This is a genomic window from Flavobacterium pectinovorum, assembly GCF_006438875.1.
Classification (GTDB): domain Bacteria; phylum Bacteroidota; class Bacteroidia; order Flavobacteriales; family Flavobacteriaceae; genus Flavobacterium; species Flavobacterium pectinovorum_A.
In genome coordinates this window covers 323,332-336,283 of sequence record NZ_RCZH01000008.1, presented here as the reverse complement: position 1 = coordinate 336,283, position 12,952 = coordinate 323,332, and the positions used below count along the sequence as shown (strand labels likewise).

Here is a 12,952-nt window from a genome sequence, read left to right as displayed (position 1 = left end):
GTATTTACAACAATCATAACAATAAACACATTGCGATGACCAAACTGGCACATTGGTACAAGAATGTAGAAGATTCAGGGTTTAAAAATTTTAATATCCTTTTAAATACTATAACGGTTAATTACCAATCAATCTTAAACTATTTTGGCAATAGAAGTACTAATGCTTCTGCAGAATCATTCAATGCTAAAGTAAAAGCGTTTAGAAGTCAATTTAGAGGAGTGCGTAAAGTAGATTTCTTCTTGTTCAGATTATCTAATCTTTTTGCCTAATCCCCAACTTTTGCACCTGATCCTAAAGAACTGTACTTGATTTATTTCGTAAAAGCACAAAGTTCGTAAAGCTTTATTACAAAGCTTTGCGAACTTTGTGCTTTTTGAACACACTCTTGGATGAAAATCTTAGCGACCTTTGCGGTAAAAAAATGCGGTAAATTTTCTAATTCTACAGGTTTTTGTATTGATCCGATTTCTTCTTGTTCAGATTATCTAATCTTTTTGCCTAATCCCCAACTTTTGCACCTGATCCTTTATAATTAAACTTTGGACTTTCGAAGTTAGGCTTTCTTGGAATTTGGATTTTTTAAAATTGGAATTTAAATTTTCCAGAAGTATTAAAAACAAAAAACCCGAATATTTCTATTCGGGTTTTGTGGTACCTCCAGGGATCGAACCAGGGACACATGGATTTTCAGTCCATTGCTCTACCATCTGAGCTAAGGTACCTTTGTGTGCTTATTGCGGGTGCAAAGATAGAATCATTTTCCGTTTATCCAAAACATTTTTTTAAAAAAATCAATTCGTATCTTCGCAGAGGTAAAAAAATAAATATGGTTTTAGCAATTGATGTAGGGAATACGAGAATTAAAGCTTCTGTCTTTGAGGATAATACTGTCTTGGAAAATTTCGTTTTTGAAAAAAATGAGCTCGAAAAAAAAATTAAAAAAATTTTAGAAAAATTTCAAAATTGCTCCGATTTGATCGTTGCTTCGGTAGGAAATGTCGAAAAACAATCTTTTTTAGCTTTCGAAAAAGAGCTAAATATTCATTTTTTTACTCATGAAGATATTTTTCCCTTCACAAATAAATATTCGACTCCAAAAACTTTAGGAATTGACAGGATGATTTTGGCTTCGGGGGCGACTTTACAGTTTCCAAAACAAAATAGATTAGTGATTGACGCCGGAACATGCATTACCTACGATTTTATCGACGAAAATGATAATTATCTGGGCGGAGCAATTTCTCCGGGCTTACGTTTAAGGTATGAAGCACTCCATAATTTCACGGCCAGACTGCCTTTGTTGACTTTAGACGCGCCTGAATCCTATATAGGAGATTCAACTGCACAAGCCATTCATTCGGGAGTTGTCAATGGCTTCGTCTATGAGATTGATGGTTTTATCGATGAATATCAGGGAAACTTTGCAAATTTTATAATAATTTTAACGGGTGGCGATGCAGAATTTTTGGCTAAACGATTAAAAAATACCATATTTGCCAATTCAAATTTCTTACTGGAGAGTTTGAACCAAACATTTCAATATAAAATCGACAATGATTAAAAAAATTATAGTAAGCGCTTGTTTGCTTATCTCGTTCGTTTCATTCGCTCAGGAAGGTACCGCTTCTCCTTATTCTTTCTACGGAATTGGGGACGTAAGGTTTAAAGGAACTCTTGAAAACAGATCCATGGGTGGAGTTGCTGTGGAGCAGGATAGTATCCATTTAAACATTGAAAATCCTGCAAGTTATGCAAGTTTGATTCAGACAACTTTTACTGTTGGTGGAACATTTGGAACTTCAAAATTAAAGACAAGTGAAGAATCTGCAAAAGCGCAGAGAACTACTTTTGATTATTTGGCGATAGGAATTCCAATGGGAAAATTCGGTGCGGCATTTGGTTTGATCCCGGTATCTTCAGTTGGATATAAAATTAGAAACGACAGAACGGATACTGAAGGAGCAACAAGTTCGCAACTTAGCGGAACCGGTGGAATAAATAAAGTATTTTTTGGTGTAGGATATAAAATTAAACCAAATTGGACTATTGGTGCAGATGCTCAATATAATTTCGGAAAAATCACAACAACAAGTGTCGAACTTCTTACAGGGGTTCAAAACTCAACTGCAGAAACAAATGCTTCAGAGTTGTCAGGTCTTGGATTTAGTGTTGGTACAATGTATCAAACTAAGATTACTCAAAAATTACAATTGTTTACTAGTTTGAGCTATGCTTTTGCAACTAGTCTAAGTTCAAATACAACAAGAGTTATTTCGGTTGATGGTGATTCTACTCCAATTACATTCGATCCGCATGGTGATGATTTGAAATTGCCAAACAAAGTAACCTTTGGCGCAGGTATAGGACATGCCAGAAAATGGTTAGTTGGTACTACGGTTGCTTTTCAAGGAGATGGACAATTTGCAAATTATTATAATTCAGAGCAAAATGTACGTTATGAAAAATATCAAAAATATGCTGTAGGTGGATATTATATTCCTAATTATACTTCTTTCTCAAACTATATGAGCAGAATTACTTATAGAGCGGGATTGAAATATGAAAAAATAGGTTTAATAATCAATAATGAATCAATAAAAGACGTTGGTATGACTTTAGGAGCTGGAGTTCCGATTCCGGGATCTTTTTCAAATTTAAACTTTGGTGTTGAATTTGGAAAAAGAGGTACTGTTTCTTCGAACCTAGTTCAGGAAAATTATGTGAACTTTAGTGTGAGTTTCTCTTTCAATGATAGATGGTTCATTAAAACTAAATACAATTAAACATAAAATCTTATGTTTTTTTAAGCACATACAATTTACTACATTTGGCAAATGAATTTACCAAAGAGATATATTATAAATGTTGTCACAGTTCTCGCTGTGACACTGTTTTTTGGATGCGAAAGTAACTTTAAGGATGTTCAGAAAATCAACTTCTCTGAATTCGTTCCGGGCAGTGATGCTGATACCGTTAATATTAAATACACAGATTCAGGACGTATAACCGGAGTTTTGATAAGCAGGAAGATGCTGGATTATTCTAATCTGGACTTTCCTTTTACCGAATTTCCTTTAGATTTTAACGTTACTTTATACGACAAAAAACAAAAACGTACCTTTATACGATCAAATTATGCGATTTCTTATAAAAATACAGGCATAATAGATTTACAGGGAAAAGTAAAAATCACTTCTGAGACTGGTCAAATGCTGGAAACAGAACAATTGTATTTTGATCAGAAAAACGAATGGTTTTATACCGAAAGAAAATTCAAGCTAACAGATGCTAAAGGAGTTTCATACGGACAAGGAATAGATTTTAGCAAAGATTTTAAAGTGATTAATTCACAGCGTGTAAGCGGTGAAATTGAATCAGAAGAAAAAATATAATTATGGGAATTTTAAAATACACACAATATCTTTATCTGTTAATTGCAGCTGCTTTTATTTTTGATGGAGTTACAAAGCTAAATTCACCTGGTGAAAATCCGTGGTTAAGCTTTATAATTGCAGGCGTGAGTGTTTTTATGTTTTTCTTCAGAAGAAAATATGCCAAGAAATTTGATGACCATTATAAAAAACAATAAAAATGGAAATTAGTATTATAATACTATGTTTAATACTATCAGCCTTTTTTTCAGGAATGGAAATAGCTTTTATTTCCTCGAATAAAATTTATCTTGAAATTGAAAAAAAACAAGATAATTTTCTTTCTCAGATTTTAACAAAACTTACCGAAAACCCTTCGAAATTTATTGCCGCAATGTTAATTGGTAACAATGTAGCTTTGGTTGTTTATGGTTTTTTTATGGGAGATTTGATTCTGAAATGCATCATAAGTTTAGGATTTCATTTTTCTGATTTTAGCAGCTTACTGATTCAAACCGTAACTTCAACTTTTATAGTTTTAATGACGGCTGAATTTCTTCCGAAAGTTTTTTTTCAGATTTATGCCAATACATTGATTAAGGCCTTTGCGCTTCCGGCGTATTTGTTCTATCGTTTGTTTTATTACATTTCGACTTTCTTTATTTGGATTTCTGATTTTGTTTTGAGAAAATTTTTCAAAACAGAAGGAGATCAGGCGCAGCTTTATTTTAGTAAAATAGAATTGGGAAATTATATTACAGAACAAATGAATTCTGTCGAAGACGATGATGAGGTGGATTCTGAGATCCAGATTTTTCAAAATGCTTTAGAGTTTTCCGGAGTTAAAGCGCGCGACATTATGACGCCGCGAACAGAAATTGTAGATATTGATTTGTTTGATAGTATAACAGATCTCAAAGAATTATTTATTGAAACGGGATATTCGAAAATTGTAGTAAGTCAGAACTCGCTGGATGATATTGTGGGTTATGTGCACTCTTTTGACTTGTTTAAGAAGCCAAAAACGATTAAATCAGTTCTCATGACTGTTGAGTTTGTTCCGGAAACAATCCTGATAAAAGACGCCTTGAATTTGCTGATTAAAAAGCGAAAAAATGTCGCCGTAGTTCTGGATGAATATGGAGGGACTTCAGGAATTATTACAATAGAAGATATTGTAGAAGAACTTTTTGGGGAAATTGAAGATGAACATGATTCAGAAGAAGAAGAGTTGATTGAGGAAGAATTGGGCGACGGAAGATATTTGTTTTCAACACGCCTGGATGTGGAGTATTTAAATGAAACTTACAAGTTAACGATTCCAGAGGAAGATTCTTACGGCACTTTAGGGGGTTTTATTGTTAATTTTACGAAGGAAATCCCTCAAAAGGGCGATGAAATCGTGATTGACAACTATTATTTTGTGATCGAAGAGGCCACAAATAAGAAAATTGAATTAGTCAAAATGACAATAAAAGAGTGATTTTTTAAATTAATAAAAAAAATTGTTGAAAATAAAACGCTAGTTGTATTGTTATTAACTAGATAATTGTATTTTCGCAAACTGAATATAAAATTAACGATAATAAAAATGGCAGTTTTAGCAAAAATTAGACAGCGTTCCGCTTTATTGATAGGAGTTATTGCACTTGCATTATTTGCATTTATAATACAAGATCTTTTCACTAGAGGAAGTTTCGGTCAAAGTTCAAAAGATGTGGGAAGCATCGATGGAAAAGATATTTCATTTGAAGACTTTAGAGTTAAAGTTAGTAATGTTGAAAAAAGTGGTCAAGGAATTACTTCCACTGAAGCTGCAAACAGAGTTTGGGATCAAGAAGTTTCAATCGCATTATTATCTGCTCAGTTTGATAAATTGGGATTAAGAGTTGGTGAAAAACACTTACTTGAAGTTTTAAAAGCAGATCCAAATATTGGTAAAAACCCAATGTTCTTAAATGCTGCAGGAATGTTTGATGTTGCAAAATTTAAAGAGTACTTCAAAACAAATCCTGAAGCTGCTCAATATCTTTCTCAAAAAGAAGATGATGCTGAATTAAACGCAAAATATCAAATTTACAATACACTTGTTAAAGCTGGACTTTATACAACTGTGAGTGAAGGAAAGTTGAAATATGAAATGGAAGCTAACAAAGTAAACTTTGCTTATGCTGCTGCATTATATTCTTCTATTAAAGATAGCGATGTGAAAATCTCTGATTCAGATATTGTTGATTATATGAAGAAAAACGAGAAAAAATTCAAAGCAGATGAAACTCGTGAAATTCAATACGTTTTAGTAGAAGATAAAGCTTCAAAAGAAGACGAAGCTGAAATTAAAGCTAAAATCACAGCATTATTAAACGGAAGAGTAGAGTATAACGCAAAAACGGGTAAAAATGATACTTTAGCCGGTTTTAGAAATGCTACAAACATTGCCGAATTTGTAAACTCAAATTCTGATGTTCCTTACGATTCAACTTATGTTGCTAAAAATGCTTTGCCGGCTGTTGATGCTGATAAATTATTTAGCTTACCTGCAGGATCTGTTTATGGACCTTATGTTTACGGAAAATATTATGCTATCTCTAAATCTTTAGGATTTAAAGCTGGTGTTAATGCAAAAGCAAGTCATATCTTAATTGCTTATGAAGGATCTCAAACTCCAAATGCTAAAGAAAAAAGAACTAAAGAAGAAGCTAAAGCTAAAGCTGAAGAAATTTTAGCACAAGTTCAGGCTAATCCGGATAGTTTCATGATGTTGGCATTTACAAGTTCTGATGACTCATCTGCACAGCAAGGTGGAGATTTAGGATATTTTGGTCCAAACCAAATGGTTAAGCCATTCAATGATTTTGTATTCAATAACGGAATTGGAAAAATTGGTTTAGTTGAAACTCCTTTCGGATTTCACATTATCAAAATTACAGACAAACAAGACGGAATTCGTTTAGCGACAATTGCTCAGAAAATTGAGCCATCTGAAGCTACTTCTGATAAAGTATTTACATTGGCAACTAAATTTGAAATGGATGCTGCCGATAAAGATTTTAATGCTACTGCAAAAGAATTAGGTTTGAAAGTTGCTGCTCCGGTAACTGCAAAAGCTATGGATGAACAATTTGGTCCTTTAGGAAACCAACGTAACATCATCAGATGGGCATATGACAAAGAAACAAATAAAGGCGATGTAAAACGTTTTGAAATTGCTAATGTTGGACACGTAATTGCTCAATACAAAAGCGAAAACAAATCTGGTTTAGTATCTGTTACTTTGGCCAGACCTTATGTTGAGCCAATCTTGAAAAACAAGAAAAAAGCTGAAATGTTAAAAGCTAAATTGACTGGATCTAGCCTTGAAGCTATTGCTAAAAGTGCTGGTGTAACTGTTCAACAAGCTGCTAATGTTACTATGGATAACCCGGTATTACCTGGTGGAGTAGGTCAAGAGCCAAAAGTTGTAGGTAATGCATTTGCGTTGACTGCAAACAAAATCTCTGCTCCAATTGAAGGAAACACTGGAGTTTATGTGGTGAAAAACATTAGTACTATTAAAGCTCCTGCAGCTGCAAATCATGCTGAGTATGTTGCTAAAGTAAAAGCTCAAAGCGCATCTGACGCAAGCAGAATTTTACCAGCGTTGAAAAACAATGCTAAAATTGAAGATAACAGATTGCAATTTAACTACTAGTTTTTAGTAAGTAAATTTAAAATATATAAAAACCCGAAACGTTCATTTGAATGTTTCGGGTTTTTTGTTGAAAAATATAGTAGTTTTTGTAGTAAATTTTAGCCGCTTTTCTTAAAGTATATAGGAATAATAGAAATAAAATTTTAAAAATTTGTGATATTCAAATTATTACAGTTAATTTGCTGCGATTTGACGAACTAACTTCAGAGCTAAGACGTTAAGTTGAATAATTAATTAACGATGATAATAATCAAGTACGGTGGATAAACAAACATTTTATTTTTTTTATGTTTAATTTGTTGAGAAGAAAGCCTAGGGTATATTCCAAAATTGAAAATCATATTTTTGGAATAATTACAGAACTTTTAAAACTTGGAAGTACTGACATCAATAGTGATGAGCTGGGAGGTAAGTATTATCTGAGTAACGAAGAACAGCATTTTAAGGTTACAATTATGAGCAATGATTATGTCATTAGGCTCACAAATACTCGTGATTCTGTTGCTGAAAAATATGAAAAAGCTTTTGTTGAAGATGTTCTGAGAGCTGTAAAAGAGGAGAAACACCGTAGAATGGAAGTCGTTTATGATTCTATTAATAATAGTATTGAGAAAATGGCAGAGCGTTTACACAATACGTTGATTGAGTCTAATGAGCAGGAAACGCAAAAAGTTCGAAAACTAGAAACAAGACATATGAAAACAAAAAAAGTGAATTAGTAATTCACTTTTTTTGTTTTTAAGGTTGTCTGGAATGCAAAAACCTGTGGAGCTATAAAATTTGTTCCATCGGAACATCTCATCGGTAGAAAAAAAATGCATCGAGAGAAACATCGTCCCATTGGGACGTTTGAGAAATGGTGTACGTAATCTGTGTCTGTTTTTGACAATTATTATTTATAAAATCAAACGTTCCTACGGAACGTAAAAAAATACCGTATCTATTGGACTACTACTACCAATGAAATGTTCCGATGGAACAAAAACAAATTGTTCCATTGGATTTTTCTCTAAGTTAATGACATTGCCCGAAATTTCGGAATCGGGATTGCGAACTTTGTGTTTTTTAAACATACTATTAGATAAAATCTTAGTATGCTTTGCATTAAAATTATTTGCAATACAAAATGTTTTATGTTGCTCCACAGGTTTTTATGTTGACCCCATGTCTGGATACTCTGATGACTTTATTCTTGTAAAATCATTTCTTCATACGTTAGAATTGTCTCGTATCCTTTTGAGATAAAATATTCCCTTGGATTTTCTTTTGAAACTACCATTACAAAATCGCCGCCCCATGCGCCGAGACTTTTAACGACTCCATTAAAATCCGGAAAAGCAATTTCTTTGATGGTTTTCAGTTCTAATATATTGCTTAGATGTATTTCGTGTTTTTCTAAAGCGAAGGCAAACTCTTTTAGTGTTTTTGCATTTAGAACAGCTTCAGTGATTTTATTGTTGTCAAGAATGTTATGAGCCAGGTTTTGGTTTTTATTATTGTAATAAGCGTTTATAGCGGTTTTACTGTTTTGTTTTTTATTAAGGTAAACGAAGTAAATATTTTTAGTAAAATCCGGACTAAAATTAATTGTTTCTACAGTTGGTAAATTTTGTTGATCGAGACGATATATAATTGGAGTATTATTTTGCGCGCAGGCAATATCGTAACCACTGCCTCCAAAACTGTTTTTAAGAAGCGTAAAAGCATCAATTTTAGTCCATTGAGCAATATTGTTCAATAAGGTTGATGATGTGCCTAATCCCCAGTTTTTAGGAAAAGTAAGCTGTGTGCTTATTTTATATCCTTCGGCATTATTTATGAAATCCGGATTTAAGAGATACGCTTCGTGCAAAATGTTTACTAAAACACTTTTTACCGTTTCGATTTGGGTTGGAATATTGGCTGTAATTTCAGAAAATAAAATAATATCCTCAAACCAAAGATGTTGGTCAAAATCGTAACTTTTCCATTGGATTTCTTTGTTTGAACCATTTTCTACAATTAGATCTTGTCCAAATTTGGTTGGTAACGCAAAAGCTTTGGCGCCATCTAAAACTAGATATTCACCTGTAATCAAGAGTTTTCCGTTACTGTAAAAGGTTGTTTTCATTCTGTAATTTTAAAATAAATTCCAATATCTTAAATTCCAAATTCCAATTATTGTTGGGATTTGGAATTTTATTCGTAGGTTGTAATAATTGGAATTTTTATTTATTTTCTTATGTTTTCTATAAACTCTACAACGGCACTATGAGATACAGCATTTTTCTTAAAATGATTTTTAATTAAATGGCGTTCTTCGTCTGTTGCTTCAAATTGGTTGATTATGTTGTTTAAGTGCATTTTCATGTGTCCTTCCTGAATTCCGGTTGTAGTTAGGGAGCGTAACGCAGCAAAATTTTGAGCCAAACCGGCAACAGCTACAATTTCCATTAATTCTTTTGCAGATGGTTTTTCGAGTATTTCTAAGCTTAATTTTACTAATGGATGTAAAGAAGTTAATCCGCCAACGGTTCCTATTGCTAATGGAATTTCCAGCCAGAAAGTAAAAATTCCGTTTTCGATTTTAGCGTGTGATAAACTTGCATATTGACCATTTTTTGAAGCATAAGCATGAACTCCGGCCTCTACAGCTCTAAAATCATTTCCAGTTGCCAGAATTACAGCATCGACACCATTCATAATACCTTTGTTGTGCGTAACGGCTCTAAAAGGCTCAACTTCGGCAATTTGAACTGCCTGTACAAAACGGTCGGCAAATTCTTGGGGATTCGGAATGTGTTTTTCGGTTAAATCTTCAATTGGGCACGAAACTTCGGCTCTAACAAGGCAATTAGGAACATAATTAGACAAAATACTCATGATTACTTCAAGTGTTTCATTGCTTGAAAATAAATCAGAATTTTGAAATTCATCTTTTAAAGTCGTAGCGAATTGCTCTAAACAAGAGTTTATGAAATTTGCTCCCATACTATCTTTGGTTTCAAAAGTAGCGTGAAGCTGAAAGTAGTTTTCGAGTAAACTTCTTTTGTCTTTTAGTTTAATATCTAAAATTCCGCCGCCACGTTGTTGCATGTTTTTAGTAATGCTTTGAGTTTCAGTAAAGAATTTTGGTTTTATTTGATCAAAAAACGATTGCAGTTTTTCGGCGTCTCCACTGAAGGTAAAATGCACTTGTCCAATCTTTTCAGTATCAATTACGGTGGCTTTAAAACCTCCGCGTGTTGCCCAATATTTGGCTGCTTTTGAGGCAGCTGCGACTACAGAACTTTCTTCGATAGCCATTGGGATTGTTTTATATTTTTCGTTAATTAAAAAATTTGGAGCGACTCCTAACGGAATGTATAGGTTGGTTATTGTGTTTTCGATGAATTCGTCATGCAATTGTTGCAGCTTTTCGTCTGAATTCCAGTAATTTCTTATAATATTTAGGGCTTCTTGAGGCTCTGAAAAGTAGGTATTGGCGATCCAGTTAATTTTTTCTTTTTTGGATAATTTAGAAAATCCGGCAACTGCGTTGTTCATTCTCAGTGTATTAAATAATAATGTTGCGACAAAGATACCAATTTAAGAGTTTTGTTTGAAATCTATTTAAATTTAGAAACTACGCAATCGTTATTTTTTTTAACATTTAACACTTAAAATGTGTATTATGTTTATTTTTTTTACTAAAATTGGGCTCTTTTTTATATTTAAAATAATTCGGATGAATACAAGTAAAATTACTGTTATACTTTTGTTATTAGTTGCTACTGTTTTTGGGCAACAAAAAATTACAGTTGAGAATATTTATGGCGGTGTTTTTCGTGCCAAAGGAATGGATGAATTGCAATCCTTAAAAAATACAGACCAATATACTGTATTGAATGTGGATAACGCCAGTAGAAGTATGCAAATAGATTTATACGATTTTGCAACTTTAAAAAAAGTATCTAATTTGATTGACACCAAAAATCACGCAGCATTAGCAAACGGAATTAATAGTTATACTTTTGATGCTTCTGAAAAAAAGATCTTAATTGCTTGTAACTCCAATAAAATCTTCCGTCACTCCTTTACTGCAGATTATTATTTATATGATATCGCTTCTAAATCACTAACAAAACTTTTCGATTTTCAGGTTCAGGAGCCAACTTTCTCACCTGATGGAACTAAAATTGCTTATGCGAGAGAAAATAACCTTTATGTATATGATGTAGCTTCAAAAAAATCGACTGCCGTTACGACTGATGGAAAGAAAAATGCAATCATCAATGGTATTACAGACTGGGTTTATGAAGAAGAATTTGCTTTTGTCCGGGCTTTTGACTGGAGTAAAGACAGTAAAAAACTAGCTTATATCCGTTTTGACGAAAGCGCTGTTCCAGAGTTTTCAATGTCAATGTTTCACAAAGATTTATATCCAACAATCGAAACTTTTAAATACCCTAAAGCGGGAGAAAAAAACTCAGTAGTTTCATTACATATATATGATGCAGCTGCAAATGCGACCAAAAAAGTTGATTTAGGAAATTACAACGACTTTTACATTGCAAGATTAAAGTGGACAAATGATAATAATACATTGTCGGCTCAGGTTTTAAACCGTCACCAGGATAATCTTGATTTACTTTTTGTTGATGGAACTACAGCTGCTGCAAAAGTGGTTTTGAATGAAAAAGACAAAGCATATGTTGATGTTACGGATAATCTAACTTTCTTAAAAGACAATAGTTTTATCTGGACTAGCGAAAAAGATGGTTTCAATCATATTTATGTTTACGATAAAACCGGAAAACTTAAAAATCAGGTTACAAAAGGAAACTGGGAAGTAGTAGCTTACTACGGTTTTGACGAAAAAACAAAAACTATTTTCTACCAATCTACAGAAAATGGTTCTATCAACAGAGATATTTACAGTATTGCTTTAGACGGAAAAAACAAAGTGCGTTTGTCTAAAAACACAGGAACAAATGCGGCGACTTTTAGTCCAAATTTCCAATTCTTTATTAATACGTTCTCAAGTGCATCTCAGCCTACGACTTATACTTTAAATGAGGCAAAAACAGGAAAAGAAATTCAGGTTATCGAGAATAATCAGGCACTTGCCAATAAATTGAAAGACTATAATTTACCAACAAAAGAATTTTTTGTTTTAAAAACGGCTAAAGGAAATGAGCTTAATGCATGGATTTTAAAACCAAAAGATTTTGATCCTTCAAAAAAATACCCTGTTTTCATGTACCAATATTCTGGTCCGGGATCTCAACAAGTAAATAACGATTGGAATAATAGTGATGATTATTGGTTTGTTTCCCTTACACAACAAGGGTATATTGTGGCTTGTGTTGATGGCAGAGGAACGGGTTTTAAAGGTGCTGATTTCAAGAAAGTAACTCAAAAAGAATTAGGGAAATACGAAGTTGAAGATCAGATTGATGCTGCAAAAGTAATTGGAGCTTATCCTTATGTTGATGCTTCAAGAATTGGAATTTTCGGATGGAGTTATGGTGGTTTTATGGCTTCAAATTGTATTTTTCAAGGAAACGATGTTTTCAAAATGGCAATCGCTGTTGCTCCGGTCACAAACTGGAGATTTTATGATAGCGTTTACACAGAAAGATATATGACGACTCCGCAAGAAAATGCAAGCGGATACGATCAAAACTCTCCAATAAATCATGTTGATAAATTGAAAGGGAAGTTTTTATTGATACACGGTTCAGGTGATGACAACGTTCATGTGCAAAATTCTATGCAAATGATGGAAGCTTTGATTCAGGCAAATAAACAATTTGATTCTCAGATATATCCGGATAAAAATCATGGTATTTTAGGAGGGAAAACGAGAATTCAGCTTTATAATAAAATGACTAACTTTATCAAAGAAAATTTATAATTTAAAACT

Annotated in this window: 11 protein-coding genes and 1 tRNA gene; 9 read left to right on the top strand and 3 right to left on the bottom strand. The window is 33.0% G+C overall.

All coding sequences use genetic code 11. The annotated features are described in order from the left end of the window. A partial coding sequence (locus EAH81_RS14340) for a transposase (protein ID WP_241676568.1) occupies positions 1-272 on the top strand: 272 nt, incomplete at its 5' end. A gap of 380 nt (positions 273-652) precedes the next feature. Here the strand turns inward: EAH81_RS14340 and EAH81_RS14335 are convergent. Beyond that, positions 653-725, bottom strand: a tRNA-Phe gene (locus EAH81_RS14335). Positions 726-829: 104 nt separating this feature from the next. On the opposite strand from EAH81_RS14335, the gene EAH81_RS14330 reads away from it, so the two are divergent. From EAH81_RS14330 to EAH81_RS14300, 7 genes are all read left to right on the top strand, one after another. After that, positions 830-1,564, top strand: coding sequence for a type III pantothenate kinase (locus tag EAH81_RS14330; RefSeq protein ID WP_140508219.1), 735 nt, complete (start codon positions 830-832; stop codon positions 1,562-1,564). Beyond that, on the top strand, positions 1,557-2,786 hold the full coding sequence (locus tag EAH81_RS14325; protein WP_140508217.1) for a hypothetical protein: 1,230 nt from the start codon (positions 1,557-1,559) through the stop codon (positions 2,784-2,786). The genes EAH81_RS14330 and EAH81_RS14325 overlap by 8 nt, the downstream gene beginning before the upstream one ends. Positions 2,787-2,837: 51 nt before the next feature. Beyond that, the gene (gene lptC / locus EAH81_RS14320) at positions 2,838-3,395 is read left to right on the top strand and encodes an LPS export ABC transporter periplasmic protein LptC (RefSeq protein WP_140508215.1); all 558 of its coding nucleotides are present in this window, start codon (positions 2,838-2,840) and stop codon (positions 3,393-3,395) included. Positions 3,396-3,397: 2 nt separating this feature from the next. Then, entirely contained in the window at positions 3,398-3,592 is a 195-nt protein-coding gene (locus EAH81_RS14315; protein ID WP_140508213.1) for a hypothetical protein, read from the top strand. A gap of 2 nt (positions 3,593-3,594) precedes the next feature. Next, the gene (locus EAH81_RS14310; RefSeq protein ID WP_140508211.1) at positions 3,595-4,857 is read left to right on the top strand and encodes a hemolysin family protein; all 1,263 of its coding nucleotides are present in this window, start codon (positions 3,595-3,597) and stop codon (positions 4,855-4,857) included. Between the two features lie 108 nt (positions 4,858-4,965). Next, positions 4,966-7,065 (top strand): peptidylprolyl isomerase, encoded by a 2,100-nt coding sequence (locus EAH81_RS14305; protein WP_140508209.1) that lies wholly within the window; start codon positions 4,966-4,968, stop codon positions 7,063-7,065. Positions 7,066-7,364: 299 nt separating this feature from the next. Further along, a complete protein-coding gene (locus EAH81_RS14300) occupies positions 7,365-7,784 on the top strand; it encodes a hypothetical protein (RefSeq protein ID WP_241676567.1) in 420 nt (139 codons plus the stop codon). A gap of 467 nt (positions 7,785-8,251) precedes the next feature. Here EAH81_RS14300 and EAH81_RS14295 read toward each other — a convergent pair whose 3' ends face one another. Both EAH81_RS14295 and EAH81_RS14290 read right to left on the bottom strand, forming a co-directional pair. Then, the gene (locus EAH81_RS14295; RefSeq protein WP_140508205.1) at positions 8,252-9,175 is read right to left on the bottom strand and encodes a GYDIA family GHMP kinase; all 924 of its coding nucleotides are present in this window, start codon (positions 9,173-9,175) and stop codon (positions 8,252-8,254) included. Positions 9,176-9,276: 101 nt separating this feature from the next. Beyond that, entirely contained in the window at positions 9,277-10,590 is a 1,314-nt protein-coding gene (locus EAH81_RS14290) for a hydroxymethylglutaryl-CoA reductase, degradative (protein ID WP_140508202.1), read from the bottom strand. Between the two features lie 181 nt (positions 10,591-10,771). On the opposite strand from EAH81_RS14290, the gene EAH81_RS14285 reads away from it, so the two are divergent. Continuing rightward, complete coding sequence (locus EAH81_RS14285) at positions 10,772-12,943, top strand: S9 family peptidase (RefSeq protein ID WP_140508200.1); 2,172 nt, start codon at positions 10,772-10,774, stop codon at positions 12,941-12,943. Positions 12,944-12,952 lie beyond the last annotated feature (9 nt).